Origin of the sequence: Flavobacterium wongokense, from assembly GCF_021608265.1 — a bacterium.
GTDB classification, from domain to species: Bacteria; Bacteroidota; Bacteroidia; order Flavobacteriales; family Flavobacteriaceae; genus Flavobacterium; species Flavobacterium wongokense.
In genome coordinates this window covers 1,219,679-1,243,788 of record NZ_JAKIHP010000001.1, presented here as the reverse complement: position 1 = coordinate 1,243,788, position 24,110 = coordinate 1,219,679, and the positions used below count along the sequence as shown (strand labels likewise).

18 protein-coding genes and 1 tRNA gene are annotated in these 24,110 nt (G+C 40.1%); 11 read left to right on the top strand and 8 right to left on the bottom strand.

The annotated features are described in order from the left end of the window. Positions 1 to 2: 2 nt before the first annotated feature. Complete coding sequence (locus tag L1S31_RS05385) at positions 3 to 1,166, bottom strand: AAA family ATPase (protein ID WP_236463248.1); 1,164 nt, start codon at positions 1,164 to 1,166, stop codon at positions 3 to 5. Beyond that, positions 1,159 to 3,423, bottom strand: a complete 2,265-nt coding sequence (locus L1S31_RS05380) for a hypothetical protein (protein WP_236463246.1) — start codon at positions 3,421 to 3,423, stop codon at positions 1,159 to 1,161. The genes L1S31_RS05385 and L1S31_RS05380 overlap by 8 nt, the downstream gene beginning before the upstream one ends. A 303-nt stretch (positions 3,424 to 3,726) precedes the next feature. Here L1S31_RS05380 and L1S31_RS05375 point away from each other — a divergent pair, with 303 nt between their 5' ends. The 6 genes from L1S31_RS05375 to L1S31_RS05350 all read left to right on the top strand — a co-directional run bounded on the left by L1S31_RS05375 (position 3,727) and on the right by L1S31_RS05350 (position 10,122). Further along, positions 3,727 to 4,275 (top strand): hypothetical protein, encoded by a 549-nt coding sequence (locus L1S31_RS05375; RefSeq protein WP_236463244.1) that lies wholly within the window; start codon positions 3,727 to 3,729, stop codon positions 4,273 to 4,275. 127 nt (positions 4,276 to 4,402) lie between these two features. Continuing rightward, the gene (locus L1S31_RS05370; RefSeq protein ID WP_236463241.1) at positions 4,403 to 4,822 is read left to right on the top strand and encodes a hypothetical protein; all 420 of its coding nucleotides are present in this window, start codon (positions 4,403 to 4,405) and stop codon (positions 4,820 to 4,822) included. Positions 4,823 to 4,982: 160 nt separating this feature from the next. After that, on the top strand, positions 4,983 to 6,941 hold the full coding sequence (locus tag L1S31_RS05365) for a tetratricopeptide repeat-containing sensor histidine kinase (RefSeq protein ID WP_236463239.1): 1,959 nt from the start codon (positions 4,983 to 4,985) through the stop codon (positions 6,939 to 6,941). Positions 6,942 to 6,949: 8 nt separating this feature from the next. Continuing rightward, positions 6,950 to 7,699 (top strand): LytR/AlgR family response regulator transcription factor, encoded by a 750-nt coding sequence (locus L1S31_RS05360; RefSeq protein ID WP_236463238.1) that lies wholly within the window; start codon positions 6,950 to 6,952, stop codon positions 7,697 to 7,699. Positions 7,700 to 7,856: 157 nt separating this feature from the next. Next, a complete protein-coding gene (locus L1S31_RS05355) occupies positions 7,857 to 9,098 on the top strand; it encodes a hypothetical protein (protein ID WP_236463236.1) in 1,242 nt (413 codons plus the stop codon). A 4-nt stretch (positions 9,099 to 9,102) separates the two neighbouring features. Then, the gene (locus L1S31_RS05350; RefSeq protein WP_236463233.1) at positions 9,103 to 10,122 is read left to right on the top strand and encodes a T9SS type A sorting domain-containing protein; all 1,020 of its coding nucleotides are present in this window, start codon (positions 9,103 to 9,105) and stop codon (positions 10,120 to 10,122) included. A gap of 123 nt (positions 10,123 to 10,245) precedes the next feature. On the opposite strand, the gene L1S31_RS05345 is transcribed toward L1S31_RS05350, so the two are convergent. Continuing rightward, positions 10,246 to 10,317, bottom strand: a tRNA-Arg gene (locus L1S31_RS05345). A 257-nt stretch (positions 10,318 to 10,574) separates the two neighbouring features. Here L1S31_RS05345 and L1S31_RS05340 point away from each other — a divergent pair. Then, positions 10,575 to 12,287, top strand: coding sequence for a T9SS type A sorting domain-containing protein (locus L1S31_RS05340; protein WP_236463231.1), 1,713 nt, complete (start codon positions 10,575 to 10,577; stop codon positions 12,285 to 12,287). 55 nt (positions 12,288 to 12,342) lie between these two features. On the opposite strand, the gene L1S31_RS05335 is transcribed toward L1S31_RS05340, so the two are convergent. After that, positions 12,343 to 13,311: a hydrogen peroxide-inducible genes activator gene (locus tag L1S31_RS05335; RefSeq protein ID WP_236463229.1), complete on the bottom strand. Its 969-nt coding sequence runs from the start codon at positions 13,309 to 13,311 to the stop codon at positions 12,343 to 12,345. Positions 13,312 to 13,449: 138 nt separating this feature from the next. Here L1S31_RS05335 and L1S31_RS05330 point away from each other — a divergent pair, with 138 nt between their 5' ends. Further along, on the top strand, positions 13,450 to 13,866 hold the full coding sequence (locus L1S31_RS05330; RefSeq protein ID WP_236463227.1) for an OsmC family protein: 417 nt from the start codon (positions 13,450 to 13,452) through the stop codon (positions 13,864 to 13,866). Positions 13,867 to 13,902: 36 nt separating this feature from the next. Beyond that, on the top strand, positions 13,903 to 14,694 hold the full coding sequence (locus L1S31_RS05325; RefSeq protein WP_236463225.1) for an alpha/beta hydrolase: 792 nt from the start codon (positions 13,903 to 13,905) through the stop codon (positions 14,692 to 14,694). An 80-nt stretch (positions 14,695 to 14,774) separates the two neighbouring features. On the opposite strand, the gene L1S31_RS05320 is transcribed toward L1S31_RS05325, so the two are convergent. Further along, positions 14,775 to 14,984 carry a hypothetical protein gene (locus tag L1S31_RS05320; RefSeq protein WP_236463223.1) on the bottom strand — a complete coding sequence of 70 codons (210 nt, stop codon included), beginning with the start codon at positions 14,982 to 14,984 and terminating at the stop codon, positions 14,775 to 14,777. Between the two features lie 470 nt (positions 14,985 to 15,454). On the opposite strand from L1S31_RS05320, the gene L1S31_RS05315 reads away from it, so the two are divergent. After that, positions 15,455 to 18,634 (top strand): CheR family methyltransferase, encoded by a 3,180-nt coding sequence (locus L1S31_RS05315; protein ID WP_236463221.1) that lies wholly within the window; start codon positions 15,455 to 15,457, stop codon positions 18,632 to 18,634. 47 nt (positions 18,635 to 18,681) lie between these two features. Continuing rightward, positions 18,682 to 20,712 carry a PAS domain-containing sensor histidine kinase gene (locus L1S31_RS05310; RefSeq protein ID WP_236463219.1) on the top strand — a complete coding sequence of 677 codons (2,031 nt, stop codon included), beginning with the start codon at positions 18,682 to 18,684 and terminating at the stop codon, positions 20,710 to 20,712. A gap of 202 nt (positions 20,713 to 20,914) precedes the next feature. On the opposite strand, the gene L1S31_RS05305 is transcribed toward L1S31_RS05310, so the two are convergent. The 3 genes from L1S31_RS05305 to L1S31_RS05295 form a co-directional block, all read right to left on the bottom strand. Then, positions 20,915 to 21,124: a hypothetical protein gene (locus tag L1S31_RS05305; RefSeq protein ID WP_236463216.1), complete on the bottom strand. Its 210-nt coding sequence runs from the start codon at positions 21,122 to 21,124 to the stop codon at positions 20,915 to 20,917. A gap of 158 nt (positions 21,125 to 21,282) precedes the next feature. Next, on the bottom strand, positions 21,283 to 22,236 hold the full coding sequence (locus tag L1S31_RS05300; RefSeq protein ID WP_236463215.1) for a T9SS type A sorting domain-containing protein: 954 nt from the start codon (positions 22,234 to 22,236) through the stop codon (positions 21,283 to 21,285). A gap of 96 nt (positions 22,237 to 22,332) precedes the next feature. Beyond that, positions 22,333 to 23,994, bottom strand: a complete 1,662-nt coding sequence (locus L1S31_RS05295) for a tetratricopeptide repeat protein (protein WP_236463210.1) — start codon at positions 23,992 to 23,994, stop codon at positions 22,333 to 22,335. Positions 23,995 to 24,110: the final 116 nt, after the last annotated feature.

Below are 24,110 nucleotides of genomic sequence, written 5' to 3'. Positions count from 1 at the left end.
ATTTATTGAGTGATGAACTTAACAAAGTTATTATTTATTTCAGCATTAAGATCTCTCATGTTTTTAAAGCTATTTACATTAATTATTCTAATCAAATCGTTATGTAAATTTGCGGATAATTTTATGTCGTAGGCTTTCTCGTATTTGCCGATAATGTCATTAATCCTAAAATGAGCAAATTTTAATTTATCTTCCTTTTTTAGTTCATTGAAAATTCCTTTGTAATTAAATCTTGAACGTAATTCAGGGGAGATTCTTCTGGGAAAATCATCTTTTGATATGTTTGATGTAAATACTATAATAAAACCATTGACATCAATTTCTTCGGCTAGAGAATTAACTAACTTTCCATTTTCAAGAACATCTAGAAAATAATTAAAAACGGCATTGTTAGACTTTTCAAATTCATCAATTAATATTAGTCCAATATCCGAATCATCTACCCTGTTAAACAGTTCGCCACCATCACTCCCAATATAACCACGCGGACTTCCTATTAAAGAATTTAAAGCATCCTGACTACTATAGTTGCCAAAGTTAATTTTAGCCAGCTTGTTCTGGCTGTTTAGACATTTATGAATGACGCGTGCAACTTCTGTCTTGCCGACTCCGGAATCGCCCATTAAGAATAGAGATAATATCTTATGTTCACCAAGTTTATTAAAAATCATAAACTCTCTTATCTTACTTGCAAAATCTTCTTTAAACTTTTCATGTCCATAAAGCTTGTTGTTGAAATTACCGATGAAACTTTCTATCTCTTCTGTATTTAAATCGATAATTAACTTCCTTTTCTTTTTGACTACGGTGTCGGATTTTTTAATTTCAATATCTTCCTTAAGAATTTCATTGATATTTTTTTCCTTATCAAAACAATTTCTTAGTCCGTATGATAATTTTTCCAGTTGCTTATTGTCAATTATAAATATGGTGTCCTCAGAAAATTTATAAAACAAATGTTCAAAATGTAATACATCATTATAAGTGATTGCTGCTGATATATCAATAATAACTTCGTCTGTGTCAAAATTAAATAGATCGTCTTCAGTATTTTGCATAAATTTACTAATACTTAATATTTTTTTGCCTTCTACTTTTAAAACATCAAGATATCGGTAAAATTGTGATCTGTCGTATGTATATATTACACTGTCCATTTTATTCATTTGGGATATTTACATTTTGCACAATTGCGAGTAAGTCGATATAATAATATTCTTTTGTTCCATCAGCACCATTTCCGAAAATTACCGTAGAATTATCCTCAGAACTTTCGTCATGTTGACTATCAGTTACATCATTAAAAGTGGCTTCGGAACTTTTTGGTGTTATTTTGGATTTACCTAATTTATTAAAAAATTCAAATGAATTCTTAAGGGAATTCATTTGAATCTTCCCTTTGTAGAGTCCAATGATGGTAACTCTCCCAATGAATAAATCATCCACGCTGTAAGAACTCTCAAATTCGCTTTCGAATGATAAAGGTATCTTTATAATTATTTCGTCACCACTATTTTTAATCTGCCCTTTCATTTTATATGCATAATCTTTTAGCATAGCATTGAAAGCATTATTTACATCTAATCCGTTTGCACCAGGAATTGTCATATCCTTAACGGCGCCGCTTCCAATTAATTTTACAGTTCTAAGTTCTGCTTCATTTGTCAGTGATAAACTTACATTGTCAATTTTTATTAATTGACCTTCTTCCACATTATTAAAGTTTACAAGTGTATTGCTCTTTTCAATGATTTCATTTAAAATAATTGATTTCGTTGTCTTAATTTCAAATGTTTCTAAAACCTTTTGAGAATCTGAACCACTATTTTTTATATTACCTCCAATTTCGCCGCTTAAAAAGTTTAGAAATTTGGCACCCATCTGTCCTCTAATCTCGGTCTCTTTCCCTTTTATATTTTCTTTCTGCATCTCACGACTTAATGAAATTACGTTGCTAAGCATCATTTTGATTTCATAAACTTTTGGAAAATTGATGTAATAAATATTAAATATCATGTTCGTTGAATTTTTGTTTTTTAATTCTGTATCGATTAATAAATGGAACTCTCCATAGTTTTTTTCGAGTCGGTAATTTTCCTCTCCAAATGTCCAATTACGTCCTATCCATGGTTCTTCTTCAAATTCTTCTTTTGTTACAGGTCCAATTTTTTCGATGTCTTCACCTAAAAGACTGTTTAAATTTTCAACCAATCTTTGAATCTCCATTACAAAAATCATATTGTTGGTTGGAGTATATTGGCGTAATAATAAAATATTCTTTTCGGTAGTATCTTGATAAACAATTACGGTAAGTATATTAAAGAAGTTAAATAGAAAATGCCGGAATGGATAGGTTTTAATAGTTTGCCCGCTAACAATATCCTCTAAAAACTGACCATTTTCAATTAAGTATTTTGGAAATGCTATTTGAGATATAGCTTCATCAATTTTTAAGTGGTTATTATAATAATTTAAGAATTCGTCAGGTTTGAATATGGATGTTTTAATTCCTAATTTTTTAAACAACTGGATGGATTTATTGTATGCTTTATTATCATTTATAACATAAAAATGACAGGTGGATGCAAAAGCAGTATGAAACGCGTCTTCTGTTGTATTTTTAAAAGTTTCTTTTCTACCTTTTTTAGCATTTACATTATCTTCCTGATATCCGTGCATATCAAGTTGAATATATTCATTTGCAATTTCATTAAACCATTCTGGTCCATTTTTAGTATTATCAATATGCTGTTTTATGTCAATACTTAGTTTCTCATGTGCATTTTCTATGATTTTGTATGGGTCACTACTATTGAATATTTTATCTCTATTGATACCAACACCAGATTGAAGCAACTTCCGCAAATCATTATACTTTTCTTCTTCATTTAAGCCTTTTATCATTTGTCCAAAACTATTAAACAATCCCTCATAAGTTGGGTTTTCTGCTAACCCAGGAAATAATAAATCCATTTGTTTTTCGCTTTCCGGATTGTTGAGTGCATTGATAAGGGGGTTAAGTGAGATTGATTTTAATTGATTAATGAATGTTTTTCCTAAACCTTTTGTGGCTTCATTATTATCAAAAATCTTAGATAATCCTTGTATGCTAATATCTTGAAATAAATCTCTTTGTTCTACTCTCTGTTGGAAAAGTTCATGAGGGGATGAAAAATCCATTAAGATATCTTTCCCATCATTAAAAAGGCACGAATTACGTGTCAATGTACTAATGAAATCTAAATCAGAATTTATATAGTTATTTTGTTCTTCAGTTTCTTTATAACTAGAAAAGATATCTCCTATATGAGAAGTTGAATAGGGTATGAAAAATTTCTCATTAACTAAAATTTGGTGTAAATCTTTATGATTACCATTTTTCATTTGAGACATTACATTCCAATCTATATAGATTTTAACCATTATTAATTTTTAAACTGATGGAAAAAATAAAAGTGTTTTTGTTATCAATCGGATTTCTAAATCCGTTAATAAACATTAAAATTTCAATAAACTTTGTGGTATTTATCTATAGTACATTACGAATGTAGAAAAATAATCTTAACATGTTAACATTCTGCGATTTTTTTAAATATTAGAAATTTTCTCATTCAAAATTTTAACATTTCCGTGTCAAAATCATTCCAAAAATAAAATTTAGCACAAAAAGTGTGGCAAACTTTTTGCGAGGATGAATTTTAGCACAGAAATGTTAAAATTTTGCACATGAAGAACACTACTATCGCTTCGTTACTGGGAATGACCAAAAACCAATTAGCCTTATTGCTGCGGGTGCATCCTACGCAATTGTCCATGTATATGTGTGGCCAGCGCAACCTTCCACTCAAAGCCAAACTCCTGTTATCCGAGATGCTGGGCTTTGTAAAATTTGAGGACAAGGGTGCTGCGGTACGCCGGCTTGTGATCGTACAGCAGGAAGCCGCGAAGGCACGGCTGGAGCGGCAGCTTCGGGCGAACGAAGACCAACTGTATGTGGTAGGTAAAAAGCTCGAGTCGCTCGAAGTCCGTTACCAAACCAACCTCGATGCAGTGGGTGTTGTCGACTACCTGCTCGCCCATCCCACGCTAAAGGAGCAGCTGGATAACGAATTATTGGAAGTAATCGGTAGACAGGCTTCGCACACACTGTCGAAATCCGGGCTCGCCGACCTTACGGCGCTCCGCTTAAAAAAAGAAGTCTTGGAATTGGAAAAACTGCTCCTCGCCTCGGCACTGCAAAAAACAGTCAGAACCCTAGAAGAATTAAGGGCTTAATGCCTTTCCTACAATTGCTGTATTCGCATCATTTATGTTAAATATTTGCTAAATAATCACAAATTGAGAAGTTTTGGCATGCCGTTTGGCTTTTGCATGTCAGTAATAACTTTAAAAATTTTTTATTATGATGTATTCATTACAAAATGTAACACAAACCGTAGAATGCGATGTGTTATTGAGCCGCGCTCAACAAAGAAGAGCAGACCTGAACCACAAAAGGTATTCAGAAGACAAATTAACCACGAAGTACACCGAAACTTCGACGGAGATTGAGGCAGCCCTGGTAGGAGTTGCTGCGGAAATTGCAGGAGAAGCAAACACCATTGCCTCGCTGCCTGATGGTCCTCTAAAGGATACGCACATCTTCCAGAAAAAACAGCTCGAGTACAAACAGCTGGTATTGGAACACCGTTTACAAAGTTATGGTGTAGTAGCGGTGCTGGAACAGGAAATTGATGTAAGCCTGCTGGACCGCCAGATTGAAGAGGTAGATACCTTTATCGTTGCGGTGAATGCGAGGAGAGTCGAATTGGCATCCGCCTAATTAAAAGCTTCCCTTTGAAGAAAGCCGTCCGTTTGGGCGGCTTTTTTATTTTGGAAGCTTCCGGTAATCACGTACGCGAACTTTGATGCCATGCCAAAATGTTATTTTTTAATTCATTACTTTTAGCTCCAAATTTTACAACCCGAATCAAAGCCACAGCATGTCCAAAATCAAAAGGATAAACGCCTTACTCCTATTCCTCTTATTTTTTTCCGCTTCGCAGGCACAGGACAGGAACATCGACTCCCTGAAGGTGATATTGCGGAACCCGAAAGTCCACGACACGGTGAAGCTGACCGCCATAGGTTCGTTGATGGATAATAAATACACCGAAAACAATCCCAAATTCTATTACCTGAACAACCTGATTGGTGCCCTGGCCCAAAAAAACCTGAAGAAAAAAAACAATAAAATCCTGCACGAAACCTATACGACCTGGCTGGCGACGTACTATAATGTCAAGGCGATTGATTATGGCCACAAAAGGGAAAGTGTAAAAGGACTGGCGGCCCTTGATAAAAGCATCGCGCTTTACAAATCGATAAAAGCCTATGACGATGCCAACTACCAGCTTATCGTCAAAGGTTCCTTCTATTCGGTGGTCAATGAAAATGAAAAGGCCATTTCCTGTGTCTTTACCGCATTGAAATATTTTGAAAAAAACAAGACGGAATATACCGGAGAGATTGCCTACGCGACCTCCATCCTGGGCAATATCTATTTTACGATGGCCGACGTGAAGACCGCCCTGAAATATTATAAGGAATCTGTGGACTACCTCAGTTCCAGCAAGACTTATGTAGACGCCCAGAATGATTACCTGAAGAGTGTGGCCTATACCTCCATTTCGAGCTGCTACTTTAGTTTAAAACAATTTCCTCCGGCTGTGGAATATGCCGAAAAAGCATTGGCTCTGGCGAAAAAAGTGGGTGACAACACCCATATAAGCCTGGTGCTTGCCAAACTCGGCCTTGCCAAAATGTCGTTGCACCAACTCGATGAAGCCGAAGCGTTATTGAAAGAGGGCCTTGCCCTTGCTACAAACGACCGGACTGCCGCACAGTCCTATCTCGCTTTAGGCAGGTTGTACTGGGAGCGGAAGGATTACGCCAAAACGGAATCTTATATGAATAAGGCATTGGTCATTGGCAAAAAAGCAAAGGACCTCAAGATACAGGAACAGGCGTATTGGCTGCTGTACTATGTGTATTTCAATTCGAAACACATGGCAAAAGCCAGCAGGATGTATGAGCTGCGCTATCAATTGCTGGATTCCATAAAGACGGGTAAATCCAAAAATATCCTGGCACAACAGCAGCTCAAGTACGATTTTGAGAAAAAGGAATTGAATTATAAGCTGGAAACCCAGCAGAAAAACGCCGCGAAGAACAATTGGCTTATCGGGTTGTCGGGAGCCTTGCTGTTAGTGGTTTTAGGTGGACTCTTCTATTACCGTAACAACAAACAGCGGCAGGCAATCAATGTGCTTGAAAAGAACCAAATGCGCCAACGGCTGCTGATTTCCCAAATGAACCCGCATTTTATCTTCAATTCGATACAAAATATCAGAAGCCTGATCAATAATAAGCAGGATGCCGCTGCCGTGAATTACCTCGACCGGTTTTCTAAATTAACCCGGCAGATCCTTGAAAATTCGAATGAAAATTATATCGCACTCGATGAGGAAATCGAAATGATTGAAAACTACCTGTCCATCCAACAGCTTTTGTACAACAACAAATTTGAATACACCATAACTGTAGAGGACCGGATTGATGCGGAGTCGGTATATCTACCGCCAATGCTGACGCAGCCTTTCATAGAAAACGCCATAAAGCACGGCCTGGCAGACAGCACCGAAAACGGGTTGGTAAGCATTCGTTTTTATAGGGTGGGAAGCCAGCTTTTCTTTGAAGTATCGGATAATGGCAAAGGCTTTGACGTCAATGGGAACAACAGCAGCCATAAGTCGCTGGCGATGAGGATTACGCGGGAACGATTGTCGCATTATACCAAAAAATCGGATTTTACCATCCATACCACAAATGTTAAAGATGCCAACGGAACTGTTATAGGAGCCCAAGTTAATTTTGAAATCCCTTATATTTACGAAAACTAAAACCTTATATGTTACGAGCGGTTGTCGTTGACGATATTGAAAGCATCCGAAAGGAGAATATCAACTTAATCAAATCGGTTTGCCCGGAAATTGCGATTGTAGGAGAGGCAGACTCGGTAAGCTCGGGCATCAGCCTGATTAAACAGCTCTCGCCCGACCTGGTATTCCTTGATGTTGAAATGCCCGACGGTACCGGGTTTGATTTGCTGCAGAAACTGAATCCCATTTTATTTAAGGTAATCTTTATAACAGGTTATGAAGATTTCGCGATTAGGGCTTTTCGTTTCTCCGCTATAGATTACCTGTTGAAACCGCTGGACAGCAACCAATTAAAGGAAGCCGTTAAGAAAGCGGAAGACTCGTTATCGAGGGAAATCTTTGACTTAAAACTGAACCATTTATTTGCCAACCTGGAACGCCCGAAGGAACTCCAGAAGCTCGTGCTCAAAACCACCGACCGTATTTATTCGGTAAACATCCAGGACATCATCCACTGCGAGTCGGATAAAAACTATACGACATTCCATTTCATCAATGCCCCGAAGCTTGTGGTTTCCACCAACCTCAAGGAATATGAAGCCTTGTTGGGGCCTTATAATTTCTTCCGCACGCACAAATCGCATTTAATCAATATGGCGTACCTCGACCATTTTGTCAAATCCGATGGAGGCAATACGGTAGTAATGAAAAACAAAACCGTCATCCCGCTTTCCGTCCGCAAAAAGGAAGAATTCCTGGTGGCACTTGAAAAACTTTAAGGCGCCATTCGCTTAAACGGAAATCCTTCCACCTAAAACGTTAATAGGCCATAAAACGACGTTGGTTCATTTGGCATAAATTTCATTTTTCTTTGGTTTATTATTGCATGCGTTAACCATAATCAGTTAATCGATAATAATTTAACTAAACGAAAAAATGAAAAAACAATTACTTTTTATTGCAATTGCAGGTATGTTTACCTCAATGGCCTCAGCAACCGATTTATATGTAAGGGACTTAGGTGCCGGCGGTGCCTACCCAACAATCAGTGCAGCGATTACAGCTGCAGTTGATGGTGACCGCATCATCATTAAACCTAAAATTGGGAATGCTCCTTACCTGGAAACCGTTACCATTAACAAATCGCTGACGTTCCTGTCAGAAAACAACTTCGCCAAATATTATGTAAAGGGTGCCATTTCCATTGTCCCGGCAGTTGGAAGAGTGGTTACCATCAACAATATGTATGCTTTCCAAAGTGATATCGTAACTTCCACTACAACATTGGCAGGAGGAAGGGCAACCGTAAACATCATTAATTGTACGGTTGACGGTGGCCTAACTTTAGACAACACCCAAAGGGTTACTGCCAACATCTTTTCCAGCAGATGCAGCGGTATCGCGCGTATCGTACACGGCAAGGTAACCGGGTCTTTTGTAGAGCATTTGAGGATCTACGAAGATGCTGCACCTCTTGCCACTACTGATATCAGTATTATTGGAAATGAAATGCCATCCGGATGCATCTACGATTCAACAGATTATGCATTCGCTTTTACAAACAATGATGTAGCTTATACAACTTCAGTGGCAGCAAGCGGTAACTCTAATCTTGTCCTATACGGATTTGATATCGCCCATATGAAAGTGGGAAGCACCAATAACGTGCTGAACAACAGGATTTATAATGAAACCAGTGGTGTAACCCAAACCAACAGGTACGCAGCGCTGTATTGCGAAGCAACAGAATCATGCGTATTGTATGTAGCCAATAACATCCTTGTCAACCTTAGTGTAAACGGTGGGCAGGATTACGCCCTTACCGCTTTTAACCCAACTCCAACCGTGGTGGCTGTAAACAATTTCTCTACTAAAAATATGGTATTTTACGGAGTGGATACGCAGGCTGACAATATCAGCAATGGGACTTATGACTTTGACTTTAACAACAATATTTCAACAGGAGGCATCGTGAATACAGGGATTAATGATGACGAATATGCAGACATCGATTTGTCAAGAAATGATATTGGCATCTTCGGAGGCTCTAATTCATGGGTGAACTTTTACCCGCCAAATGCCGGTAACAGGCCAAGAGTTACTTACCTAAATACCCCAAGACGAATTTACAACGGTACTACAGCAATGCCGGTTGAAGCAACCGGAATCTCGAAATAATACGATGAAGAACTTTATATATTGTTTTATATTGGGAATTTGGGGCATGGCGTCCCAAGCCCAGCTGAATAAAATAACCCAGGGAGAATATTTCTGGGATACCGACCCGGGAGAAGGTAACGCAACAGCGCTAACTGCCGCTGACGGTAACTTTGATAACGTACTTGAAAGCGTTATGCAGAACACCGCTGCTGTTCCTGGGACAGCCGGACTGCATACTTTCAACATCAGGCTGAAAGACAATGTGGGCGTTTGGGGACCCGTATTTAAAAATGTAGTCAACACAGGGAATTCGACCACTACGGCCTATGCTACCCTTACCCAGGCAGAGTATTTTTGGGATACCGATCCGGGAGAGGGAAGTGCAACCGCGGTAGCTGCAGCAGATAATACTTTTGATGCGGTACTGGAAAATGTGATGCAGAATACTGCTTCAATTCCGGCAACGCCGGGATTGCATACTTTTAGCATCAGGATAAAGGACAATACCGGGAATTGGGGACCGGTGTTTAAGAACATAGTCCATACCGGGAATTCGGCAACTTCGAATTATGCTACCCTTACCCAGGCTGAGTTTTTCTGGGATACCGATCCGGGAGAAGGAAGCGGAACCCCGATAGCTGCAGCCGATGGAAGTTTTGACGGTGTCATTGAAGGCATTTTACAAAGTAATGTGTACCTGGTAAACCCGCTGGGCCTTCATAAGTTCAACATCCGCGTCAAAGACAACCAGGGCGTTTGGGGTCCGGTTTTTACCAATGTGATCTTTAATGAAAACGTATTGAGTGTAGACCCACATACCATTGCAGAAAACTATTATTTCATTCCGAACCCGGCAACCTCAGTAATCCGTTTCAACAAGGACATCGAAAGCATCATTGTAATTGACCTGAATGGAAGGCAGATGGCAGCTTCGGTAAATAACAATGAAGTCAACATTGAAGGTTTGGCGACCGGAACCTATATCCTAAAGGTTACCACCCCTGAGGGGCTATCCTTCAACAAAAAAATGATTAAAAGATAATTAGTAGTTGTTGTTAATTTGGTAAAAATGCCTGATGTGAAAGTGTCGGGCGTTTTTTCTTAAAACTGCGATTCACAAACTTGGATTACAAACAAAAACCAGTCGTATGACTGGTTTTTAAAGTAGCCCCGCCAAGAATCGAACTTGGATCAAAAGTTTAGGAAACTCCCATTCTATCCGTTGAACTACGGGGCCGAAATACCGAATGTCCAGTGGACATTCTCCTCTTAATATCAAATGTTGAACTACGCGACCGTAAAACGACTGCAAATATAATATTTTAAGTTGTCGGATATATGCCTTAATAAGTAATTCTTAACAGTATGTTTTAAAATAACGTTTACCTCAGTTTCTCAACCTTTTATCGACTATTTATAAAATACCTTGAAAAAAACTTCTCAGCTAAAATTATAAGATTATGTTTGCAACCGTCAGAAATTAAACAAACCAATATGAACAGAAAAATTACCCTTTTGCTGGCATTTGCCAGTATTACCAACATCGCTTTTTCACAAATCAACTTTGTAAATAAGGCAAACACCTTAACACCAAGAGGCGCTGCGGCCTGTGGCAAAGACGATGACTTTGCCTATATTGTAAATGGTTTCACTACTTCGGGAGCCAATACCAGTGAGCTTGAAAAATATACTTTTGCATCCAACAGCTGGTCCACTATTACCACCTCAATTCCAATTATCGCAAAAAGATTCGGAAATGCTGAAGTCCTGGCTGGCTCGATGTATATCTATAATGGCAGCACCAGTTCGGGTCTTAACAATAAGGTAGAGATAGTCAATTTGGCTAATGGTGCTGTTACCGTGAGTACTGCGCTGAATCCTTATCCAACTTCGGGCGGCGGAAGTGCCGTTTGGGGCGACCGACTGCTTAGTTTTGGTGGATGTGTTGACCGATTCAATGCCGTATATTCGAATATCCTGTTTTTTGTAAATCCATGGAGTACTTGGGACCACGTTTCCGATATGCCTTTTGCGGCTGAAGCCAAAGGGGAAGTGGTTTATGGAAATGGCGATAATTCCAAATTATATGTCTTTGGCGGTTACAACGAAGCCAATGCGACAACCCAAACATTCGAAACACTAACAGCAGGATCAAATGTGGTTTTGACCGATTGGTCCAACGTTGCAGAAGCAGGAACAAAATTATACAAGGGGAACACCTTCAACTCCAATAAATATGCTGAAATCACTGCCTATGATGCAGTAGTTGCCAATCAGCAGCCATCGAATGTGAGCTGGTTGGTTTCAAACGCCATATCCGCTTCAGGTACCGATCCGGTTTTCCTAAATTTTGATACCAAAGATGCCTATAATAACGGCGCTACCTTACAGGCTTACCTGGTTACGGGCTGGACAGGCAATATTGCCACATCGACTAAAACCTTACTGAATGCTACCATTGCGAGCGGAAGTACTACGGGCATTGCCAGCTATTTTACCAATTCGGGAGATGTTGCACTTACGGGAAACCTAACTGAATTCCGTATTGCATTTAAATACGTTGGAGGTTATTCCCCTTCGGTGAAGACGACGACCTATCAGATAGACAATGTTAGGGTCTACAAAACCCATATTTCCAATAGTATTTATGTGTATAATTTTGCGACCAATAGCTGGACTACTTCGGCTACGGTTTTACCACAGTCGCTATCGGCTTACGGAATTGCAAAGGACGATGCTACCGATAAAATCTATATCACCGGAGATTACAGCAACCAAACCTTTACAGGTGTTTTTAACCCAGCCAATAATTCGTTTACAACTTTAACGCAGACCAACATGATTGGAAGAAGGCACCATACTTCTGAAGTATGGAATGGCAGCCTGTATATTTTTGGAGGGAATACGACTTCATCAACTTCAACTTCTTTGTCGAGCGTGCAGAGTGCCAGTTTAGCGCCTTTAGGATTGGCTGATAGTACAGCAGAAAATACGCTTAGCGTTTATCCTAATCCTGTAAAGGACATTTTGAACATTGCTTCTGATGAGGCAATCAATAAAGTAGCTGTTTATAACGTATTAGGCCAGGAAGTAATCACAAAATCACTTTCGGCTAATGAAGGTAGTATTGATGTTTCAGGCTTACAACTAGGAACCTATTTCGTTAAGGTAAATGAAATTAGAACCGTAAAGGTTATCAAACAATAAGGACTGATTCCTTACCATTAAGAAAGCCCGATACTGAGTATTGGGCTTTCTTATTTTACAACTTACTGATTGCCTTAATGAAATAAGGCGAATCATTCCACCGTATTTTTTTATAGGCAAAATTCTGCTGCAGCGATTCGGGCAGGCAGTTCCAAATGGCTTCATTCATTTTTTCCAGCAGCAGCTTCTTTGAAAAAGTATCCGAAACCACCAGGCTGATTTCCCTAACCGGTTTGGGTTCGCGGAACTGCTTGAACAATCCCTTATCGGCTTCATTGATTATCGATAATTCGGGAAGGATGGCAAATCCCAATTCGGCACGCACCAAATTCTTGAGTGTTTCGATTGAAGTGATGTCATATTTAAACTGCTCCTTAATCTTCCCTTCGTTCTTGATTCCGCAGATATCCAGCAGCTGCGCATTGTAGCAATATTCATGTTGCAGCAGCAGTAGTTCCGCTTTGTCTCCGGGCTGCATCTCATAAAACAAATCCTTCGACATCGGATGGCCTTCATTTAGGTAAGCAAGGAATGGTTCCTTAAAAACCGGATGTTCAATCAGGTTGGGGCTTCCTGTTGGAGTGGCCATAATGGCTACATCTATGGCTCCGGTTTCCAAGCCCTGGATAAGGTGCCCGGTATAGGCCTCCTGAATGGTAAACTGCATTTTGGGCGTGGACTCTTTCATCGCCTTGATAAACAACGGAATCAAATAAGGCGACAGGGTACTGATGACCCCCACCTTGACTTCGCCTTCCAGTGTATTCTTTTCATTGATTACAAAATCGCGGATCTCATCGGCTTCGCGCAATATCTTTTTGGCGCGATTGATGATTTCTGTTCCGAGTAAAGTGGGTGTTAAAGGAACTTTATTCCTATCAAAAATTTTAATCCCGATTTCTTCTTCAAGATTTTTTAGCTGAATGGTCAATCCGGGTTGCGTTACCATGCATACTTCGGCTGCCCTTGCAAAATGGCGTTCTTCGTCCAAAGCGACTATGTATTTTAATTGCTGCAAGGTCATGATTATAAATTTATTTTATAAAGGTAAAAAATTATCAATTTGATTTATGAAAATACCCGACATAAATTTGTCCCATCAAATCGGAAGAACGATTTAAAAAAAACAAAAAACATTAATAATCATTTAAAACTTAAGATCATGAAATTTACAAGAAAAGCAAAAGCAAATTGGAAAGGTACAGGAATGGAAGGAAACGGAACCATCAGTACACAAAGCACCACTTTAGACAACGCGCAGTTATCCTTCAAAACCCGTTTTGCAGAAGGCGTTGGAACCAATCCTGAAGAACTAATCGCAGCAGCACACTCAGGCTGTTTTACCATGCAGTTGAGCTTCCTATTATCGGAAGCAGGATTTACTCCGGAAGATTTAAACACCGAAGCAAGGGTAATCTTTGAAGATGGAACCATCACCACCATCCAATTGGAACTAACCGGAAAAGTTCCTGGAATTACAGAACAACAATTCATCGAAACAGCACAAAAAGCCAAACAAGTCTGTCCGGTATCCAAACTATTCAATGCAGAAATTACCTTATCAACAACATTATTATAATCAACAACAACCACTAATCTTTAAAAAATTAAAAAAATGAAAACAACATCATTAAAAGGACAATTAAAAAACGTATTAATGTCCGCAGCACTAATTTTCGGTTTCCTATTTTCAACCAACGCTACTGCACAAACAATTCCTGCAGGCGTAAAAAATGTAGTATTGGTACACGGAGCTTTCGCAGACGGTTCGGGTTGGAGAGGGATTTATGACATCCTAAGCAAAAAAGGTTACAAAGTAACCATCGTTCAAAACCCTTTATCTTCTCTTGAAGACGATGTGGCAGCTACCAAAGCAGCATTGGACAATCAGGACGGACCAACAGTTTTGGTAGGTCATTCCTGGGGCGGTGCCGTAATTACTGAAGCCGGAAACCATCCAAATGTAGCCGCATTGGTTTATGTAGCTGCACTCCAACCAGACAATGGTGAATCAGTTCTTCAGTTATTGCAAAATGCGCCCCCAGCTCCAGAAAATGGAGTCTTGGCCCCTGATGCAAAAGGAATTGTTTATTACGACCAGGCTAAATACCACGCTGGTTTTTGTGCCGACATTCCTAAAGCCGACGCCGACTTTATGTATGCCTCACAAGGTGCGTTTTACGCCAAAGGATTTGTAACGCCAATTACCAACGCCGCATGGAAAACCAAACCAAGCTATGCCGTAGTAGCTACAGAGGACAAAAGCCTCAACCCAATCATACAACGTACGATGTACAAACGTTCGAACTCAAAAGTTACTGAAATAAAAGGAAGCCACGTTGTATTCATCTCGCAGCCTAAAGCTGTAGCGGAGGTGATTATTGCTGCCGCAAACGCTAAAAAATAATATCGTTTTCTTTCTTGGATTCGAAATATAAGCCTGTCAAATGACAGGCTTTTTCTTTATTATTCATTTTGCTTACTATTCTAAGATGCCATCTGCGGTTGGTAAACCAGTTCCGTAAGCTGGTGCTGTATATCCAGATTGCTTTCTATATAAAGTTGTTTCTTTAAACTGATGAGTATTTCCTCCTTTGTTTTTTCATCAATGTTGTTTAACCTTGTTTGCAACAAAGCGACAATGTGGTATTTATAAGGAGTTGACTTAAGCCTGTTGATAATGTAATTTGAATCCATAGCATGTTTATGTTTTAGTGTTATCTGACCTGTTAAAATCATTGGCTAAATTAGGTCGAAACAATCCCTTTATGTTATATCATTTTTACCATGGTTTATAGGATTCAGCAACGGTAGCACTCGGACTTTGAATAAAAATGCTGTCCATTTTTTCTCTAAAAACACTCCGGTCATCTATATAATCGCTGAATAATGTTGAGTTGGTGTTTAAAAGCCGTAACTTACAAAGGATTTCAACATCTTTTCATATCCATTAGTCAAAAGGAGTTTATTGCGATTCCAAAGCACGCAAAATCATACTAGCTGTTGTATTCAGTACTGAATTAATCCGTCCCGACTAATCATCCCGACAAAAGAAATGGTAGTGCCTTTACCTTAATAGTATAGGAATAACTACACACACGCGTTTGAACTGCAGCGAAAATGCCGCCATGTTCTTAGATAAATGATTTAAAATAGATAATACCGTTATGGAAGAGCCAAATTATATTATTGCCATTGGAGCATCGGCAGGTGGTTTAGAAGAGATTAATACCTTTTTTGAACACACTCCTCTTGATGGTGCGGCATACGTCATCGTACAGCATCTTTCCAGTGTTTTCAAAAGCAGGATGGCCGAAGTATTGGCAAAACACAGCAAGCTTGCGATTAAAGAAGCCGAACAGGGCATGGCTCTGTGTACCAATGTAGTATACCTTATCCCGAACAATAAGTACATGGTTATCAAGGACAATAAATTGTTCCTAACCGATAAAAGTAAAATGCAGGTACCGCATCTGACAATTAATACTTTCTTTAATTCGCTTGCAGCATACAATGGTAAAAAGGCTATCGGTATTATACTTTCAGGCCTGGGTTCTGACGGAAGTGAAGGAATTAAGGCTATAAAGGAAGCAGGAGGAATGATCATTGCCAGGAATCCCGAAACCACCCAATTCAGCAGTATGCCTGCACATGCCATTGCCACAGATATGGTTGATTTTATCCTCGAGCCTGAATTTATGCCGCTCGCTATCGAATCCTATATCAATCACAACCAAACCATAGAAGAGGATAACCGGGACGAAGAAAAAGGAATGTCGCTGATTATTGCCTACCTCAAGGAAAAACTGCCTTTCGACTTTTCCGATTACAAAATGACAACCATCCTTCGCAGGACAAAAAGAAGATCGGTTGCCTTAAACATTTATGACCTCAAAAAATACCTGGAAATCCTAAAGAACTCTCCCGACGAAGTACAGGCATTAGCTAAGGACTTTTTGATAAGTGTGACTTCATTTTTCAGGGATATAGAGTCTTACGAAGAGATTAAAAAAACGGTTATCCCGCAGATTTTGGAAAACCTTGCGCCCAGCGACGAAATTAAAATTTGGGTGGCAGGATGCGCCACCGGAGAGGAAGCGTATTCATTAGCCATTGTGTTGAAGGAACAGCTTACCGGAAAGTTTAAGGACAGGATCGTTAAGATTTTTGCTACCGATATTGACGCAGCTGCCTTAATCTCGGCAGGAAAAGGGATCTATTCCTCAGACAGGGTTCAAAACATCAGCGATGCACGTTTAAAAAAGTATTTTGACAAAAACGGGAACGATTATACCATCAAACCCGAAATTCGGAAGATGCTCATATTTGCCCAACACGATCTGGTGAAAAACCCTCCTTACTGCAACATGCATTTAATCAGCTGTCGCAACGTACTGATATATATGGCTCCACCCCTACAGAAGAAAGTATATGCCATGCTGCTTTTTGGACTCAAGACCAATGGTTATTTATTCTTGGGATCAAGCGAAAACCCTTTGACCATTCTTGACAACCTGGAAGTGGTTCATAAAAAATGGCGCATTTATAAAAGCCTTAAAAATAAACGCAGCGCTACTTTCGAAACCTTTGCCCTGCCCGAAATGCTGGATGTACGCCGCAATAGCTCCATTAGCCGTGAAGACGCTGTGAAATACATGAACAATTCACTGACAGACAACGTGAACAATGTCCTGGCTACTGCAATCGACTATCTTGCCATATGTGTTGATCAGGAAAATACGGTTTTAAAATCGTATGGGAATACTTCCAAATACCTACTTCAGCAAAACTTTAATACAAATTTGATTGAACTTCTGCCCAAACCACTCGCCGTAGCCTACAATGCACTGAGTAAGGAAGTTTTAAAGACTGATACGGCTGCCCATGTAAAAGGCATACTGGTGAAACAAAATGATGCTGTGATGGAGGTTAACCTTTCTGTAACTCCGTTGCTGCTTGATGGAGGACATAAAGGATTTATTGCCGTTTTTAATGATAACCAATCGCTGCGTTCAGACCAGGAAGGATACCCCATCTTTGATGAAAAGGAATACCACGGCAGGTATACCGAAACATTGGAGGAGGAATTGAAAAAGGTAAAAACGGAGTTGATTGCGGCATATGACAAATTGGACGCTTCCAATGAAAATATGCAGTCCTTTAATGAGGAATTGATTTCTGCCAATGAGGAAATGCAGAGTACCAATGAAGAAATGCAATCCGTTAACGAAGAACTGCATACCATAAATACCGATTATCAGCTAAAGAATAAAGAGCTACTCGAAACGAACGACGATCTCAACAATTATTTCAGGAGTAATATCAACGGCCAGCTTTTTATAGATAACGAACTCAGGCTGATGAAATTTTCGCCTGGGGCTGTCAAGCACATCAACCTGCTTGAAACGGATATCGGAAGGCCGATAAACCATATTTCGACCAATATTAAATTCGAAACAATAATAGCGGATACGCAATTGGTACTCAAAAAAGGGGGTGTAATCAGTAAGGAAATTGAAGCCGAAAACGGCAAATGGTACCAGGTCATGATAATGCCCTACCTGCAGGCAAGCCATCGGAATGACGGTGCCATTATCACATTCAACGACATTACAGAACTGAAAGAAGTGCAGGCAGAATTAAAAACAAAAAATCAAAGCCTTTTGCGCATCAACGAAGACCTTGACCACTTTATACATGCCGCCTCACACGACCTCCTTGCCCCTTTGGGGAATATTGAAGCCAGTATTGCATTGATGAATGAGGAAGTACTATCTACCAATGAAAACCTTAAGGAATACCTGGTTATCATTGACAATTCGATTAAAACATTTCGCTCACTTATTACTGATATTGCAACCATTGCGGAGGTAGAAAGTGATATGGTAACCATAGAACCCGTAAGCCTAAATGAAATCATTGACAATATTGAGTGGAGCCTGAAGGACAAAATCGCGGCTTCGGGCACAAAAATCATTCGAAACTTTGACATACAGGAAATCCAGTTTTCAAAAAAGAACCTAAGGAGCATCCTCTATAATATGATTTCAAATGGCATAAAATTCCGCAATAATGATTCACCGTCAATTACCATTACAACATTCAGCAAAGGCTCTTCCTGCCACCTTACTATTGAAGACAACGGAAAGGGCATATCAGACAAAGGTCTTGACAAGATATTTGATATGTACGGAAGGCTTAATCAGGATATCGAAGGCAGCGGCATTGGCCTGTACCTGGCCAAAAAAATAATAAATGCCGCCGGAGGAAGCATACGGGTGAAAAGCGAGCTCAACAAAGGCACCAAGTTCACCATTGATTTGGGCAGCAAATGCATGGATAAATAAACAGCATAACATTCCGCATTTTTACATTAATCCATTAGTACAAAAATATGTTTAGTATAAAGCAAGGTACACTTTCAAAAAGTGGTGGCATGGGCGAAATCATCAGTTCGAATGATTGGAGTGGCACTCCCGTTGGCATTATCGACATATGGCCATTGGGTTTGCGTTCTACATTAGGCATTATGCTTAATTCCAAATTTCCGATGTTCCTGTTTTGGGGAGATGAATTGACCTGCTTTTATAACGATGCCTGTCACCTGAGCTTAGGCATTGAGGAAAAGCATGCCGAGATTCTGGGAAAATCGGGCGCCACATTACTATCGGATGTCTGGCTCATCATTTTACCAATTATAGAAAAGCTAAAATCCAACGGAGAACCATCATGGTATGAAGACCAATGGTTTCCCATCCTTAGGAAAGGAAAAAAAGAGAATACCTACTGGACCTCCAGTTACAGCCCGGTAAATGATGAATTGGGGAAACTTGAAGGTGTTTTGGTTACTATGAATGACGTAACGGATAAGGTGGAAACCCGGAAGAAAATGGAAGAGGCTGAAGAACGGACAAGGCTGGCAACGGAAATTGCCCAGATGGCCACTTGGGACCTCGACCTACAAACACACAGCATGATCCATTCGGAAAGCCTGGCCTCTATTTTTGGGCATCAAAGGAACACCAGGCTCAGCTATCAGGAAATCTTGGAACAGCTCAATCAGGACGACCTGGTCAACATTGTAGAAAAAGCCTTTGAACATGCCATGCGGACAGGGACTTATAAATATGAGGCCCGCATCAACAAGCAAAATGGCGAAACGGGTTGGGTAAGGTCACACGGAAAAATATTCTTCGACGCCAATAATGAACCCCTCAAAATAGTGGGAACCCTGATAGAAATTACAGAAGAAGTCAACCGTAGGGAAATCTTGATGAAGAATGAATCGAAATTCAGGTTACTGGCCGATTCGATGCCGCAGCTTATCTGGACCGCAAATGCCGTAGGTACCCTCGATTATTATAACCTTTCGGTCTTTACCTATACGGGCAAAACAACACTTTCGATTGAAATTGGAGACTGGCTGCAGTTTGTACATCAAAACGAAAGGGAGGAGTATAAGGAAAAATGGAAAACCGCCATGGCAACGGGTTCCGATTTTATATTTGAGCACCGATTGCTCAAACATGACGGGGAGCACAGATGGCAGCTTAGCCATGCCATTGCCCAGAAGGACCTACTGGGAAACATACAAATGTGGGTGGGCACCAGTACCGACATACAAAGTCAAAAAACATTTACCGATGAATTGGAAAAACAGGTAATCGAACGTACTGCCGAATTGGAAATAAACAATATAAATTTGGTAAAGATAAATATCGAATTACAATCCTTTGTGTATGTTTCAAGCCATGACCTGCAGGAACCTTTGCGGAAGATACAAACGTTCATCAGCAGGATGATGGATACCGAAGAAATGAATTTTAGCCCTACAGCCAAAGCCTATTTCGACCGAATTAATATAGCGGCAAAAAGGATGCAGTCGCTGATAATTGACCTTTTAGAGTATTCACGGACCAATTTAACGGATAAGGTATTTGTCCTAAAGGACCTTCAGGAACTGGCGGAAGAAGTAAGGGAAGATTACAGCGAATTGATTTTGGATACCCATGCCACAGTAGACATTCATATTTTGTGTGAGGCCAGGGTAATTCCCTTTCAGTTCAGGCAGCTTTTAAACAACCTGCTTGGAAATGCCCTAAAATTCAAAAAAAATGGTACCGCACCCTATATTGAAATAAACGGAAGCTCCATATCGGGCAAAACTATCATAAGTTTGGGAGCCGACCCCGATTTAACGTACAATCAGATCAGTGTTTCCGATAACGGCATCGGTTTCAGCATGCAATACAAGGAGAAGATTTTTGAGGTGTTCCAACGTTTGCATGGCAAAGTGGAATATTCGGGCACCGGCATCGGTCTGGCAATTGTAAAGAAAATTGTAGACAACCATAAAGGCATCATTACGGCAGAAGCCACCGAAAACGAAGGAGCGGTATTCACCATTTATATCCCAGAATTATAGAATGCAACTAATAACAAAAAAGCCAGGCACTCCCGTCCCTGGCTTCTTCTTTTTCATAGCATTCGTAATTTAAAGTCCGGCGCAGTCGGCTTCGCCAAAAGCACCTTCCTGGTCAAACAAGTCTTCTACAAACTCGTTATGTTCATCGTGGTAGTGTAGTTGTTCGTTCATTGTTGTTTTAGTTCTGTGTTGTTGTTATATTTTAAGATGCAATTGGCAGTCGGTATATCAATTCGCTAAGGTGCTCCTTGATATCCATATTCCTTTCGATGTAAATCTGTTTCTTTAAGCTGGCGATTAACCGGTCTTTGCTTTCTGCATCCAGGTTGTTCAGTCTTGTTTGCAGCACGGCTACAGTTGGTTGTTTGTAAAGCGTAGATTTAAGGCGGTCGATAATGTAATTTGAATCCATGATATTATTTTTTTGGTTTGATGGTGTGTTTGTTTTTCAAAAGCCAAATTATTGCGATTTCAGAAATGGATTGTTACATTATTTTGGGTTGGGTGTTATAAAATTTTATGAAAAAAGCCCAACACTTTCGTATTGGGCTTTGAGTAGTTGTGCTGTTTTTATTTCTTGATGAACTTATTCCTGAACGTTTTCCCTTCGGATTTTAATACCAATAAATAGGTACCTGAAGCCAAATCACTTACGTCGATTGGAGTTTCGGTGCTAAAGTTGTGGAGTTGTTTTACGGTTTTCCCATTCATGTCGGCAATGGTGAAATCGCCTTTATTCGTACCCGGAAGCCTTCCGATATTAAGGAATTGTGCGGTTGGATTTGGATACACACTTACATTAAGTTGGTTCTGCGGATCCTCAGTTCCTAAAGCGCAAAAAGAGAAGTTTCCAAAGTTCAGTTTGATAAAGTTGAAGTCGCCCAAAAACTCACAAAGATCAGGGCAATAGGTCGTACAGGCATAAAAACCATAGGTACCGTCTGAAGTTGCATTGTAAGTGAGTCCGTGAGCTCCATTTATGATACACGGATCTGTTGGCTCTGCCGGAATAGTAGAAGGCACACATTTAAACCAGGTGTGTTCTCCATAAACAGTAAAACCATTTTCCAATCGAACGGTGGCTCCTTCGCATATATTAAATTCGGCAAAGTCGATTTGCTCATACGTTCCGTCTTCAAATGTAGAAATCATATAGGGAAGCCCATAAGCAAAGCCATCGATTAATTCCAACGGGCTATCTTCTGTACAGCCTGATAAAGTAACGGCAACCTTAAATTCAAATAAGAAATCTGATGCGCCGTTGGTAGTAAAGGTTTGATTGGTAGCTCCCGAAACAGCAACCCATGGATTAGGGTTATTCGGTGTATCCCAATACCATTCCCTGCGGTACCATTGATAGGAATCATAGGTTTGTGTGCTCAATGTTACCACATCGGTGTCGTGGCACACCAATCTGTTTCCGGTAATGGTTGGGTCAAAACTGCATTGGGCATTTGAAGTGAAGGCAGTGATAAGGAATGCCATCACCGCAATTAATTTGATTGAGTAGTTTTTTGTCGTCATAGTTTAGATTTTTTATCAAAATTAAACCATAATCCCTTTTGAAGCCGATTTTGAAGCGTGACAAAACGTGACAACTGCTGTGACAAAGCAGGACTATTACAGCGAGGTTAAGTAGTCGTAAAGGTTTACATCCTTAGGCAATCCCATTTTGGAAAGTACCCTTTCCTTTCTTTTTCGGCACGACTCCTGCGTGATGTTGAGCATCGACGCAATTTCCTTGGTGCTTAAATTCATGTAGATATAGGAGATATATCGAATGTCATTTATGGTTAAGGTCGTGTGTTTTGATTTCAGGGCATCAAGGAAACCCTGATTCATTTCCTCAAAATGGGTAATGAAATTATCCCATTCGTTGTCTTTCTTCAGTTGGTCCTTGAGCGACTGTATGTGGGCGTCGAGTTTGCTGTCTTTCGAAACCTGCTGCAGCGTAGACAGCTCCGACAATATTTCTTCAATCATCTGGTTCTTTCCTGAAAGGTACAAAGCCTTCGCCGATAACTTCCTGTTTTTTAACTCGACTTCATTCTTTAACTTCTCCTGTTCCAACAACGAAATGGCCTTGTTTTCATTGAACTGCTTTTCAAGCAGCAAGGATTCATTTTTCTCTTTTTCCAGTTCCAATGCCAGGATCTGCTCGTTGCGTTCGGCTATCAGTTTCTTTTGTTTGTGCTTTTGCGAAAGGTTCCACAGTGTCCAGGTGGCGAGTAAAACCCCCAACACGATAAACAGCAGTATGGCATAAAATGCCTTTCGTTCGTTGAGGAGTTTCGCCTCATTGAGCATCGACTGGTTTTTGTAATTCTGAAGCTCAAATTTGATCTTGCTGTTTTCATACAGTTTGCTGTTCTTGATTTCGTTGAGCTTAAGTGTAGCATCAAACAATGAGTCCTTGTATTGGAGTGCCAAATCATAATGCTTCCCCTTGCTGTTGATTTCGGTAAGCAGTTGGAACAATTCAATCCTGACTTCCAGATTGGGTTTCTTCGCCAGGATGGTATTGACATAAGTAGTTGCCTTCTGCAGTTCATTTTCGGCAAGATAGGACTTGGCAATAATGGTCAGCAGGTCGATGTCGATATGGTAAAAATCCAGGTCTTTGGTGGTCGTCAGTAAATTGAGTGCCGCTTCCCGCGCCTCTTTTGTTTTCCCCTGCTGCAAACTCCCATTGGCAAGCCCGATTTTGACAAGAGGCATAAAGTCGGAGTCCTTGGGCAGGATCTGCAATGCTTCCTTAAAATAGCTTTGCGCCAGTTGGGGATTACCCATATCGGCTGCAAGGTTGCCTAAATTCATGGCATACAAACCCACTTTTACCGGTTCGTTATTCTCCTTGGCAATGGCATAAGCGCGTTTAAAATAATCGCTTGCCTGGCTGTATTTCTTTTCCTCGCAATACAGGATGGCGATATTGTTCAACACTGTCATTTCATCCTTGGGTGTGAGTTTTTTGATGGCAAGGGTGTAGGCCTCGAGGTAATAATTGAGTGCTTCGCCATATTCCAAAAGCTTGTAATAATTGGCGCCAATATTATTAAGTGCCAAAAACTCCTGAGTATCCCAGTCGTTGTTTTTGGCAAGGTTACGTGCCTTCATCAATAGCTCTAAGGAATGGGTATGCTGGTTTTTGTTAAGCGCCTCAACCCCCGATTTGATTAGGTTGTCACAGTCTTCCTTTTTAACGGGCTGCGCAGTAGCATTAAGCCCAAACAACAGAATAATAATAAGCAGAACCTTTCGTAAATGATAGTTGGCAAACATTTTTGACGCTATGATTAGAGGTTCAAATATAGCTATAAATCGTGAGTACAATAGTGGGGAATTCTATTCCGTGGTTTTAATTTGCATTCGTGGGCATGGATTATAAATCCGCACTA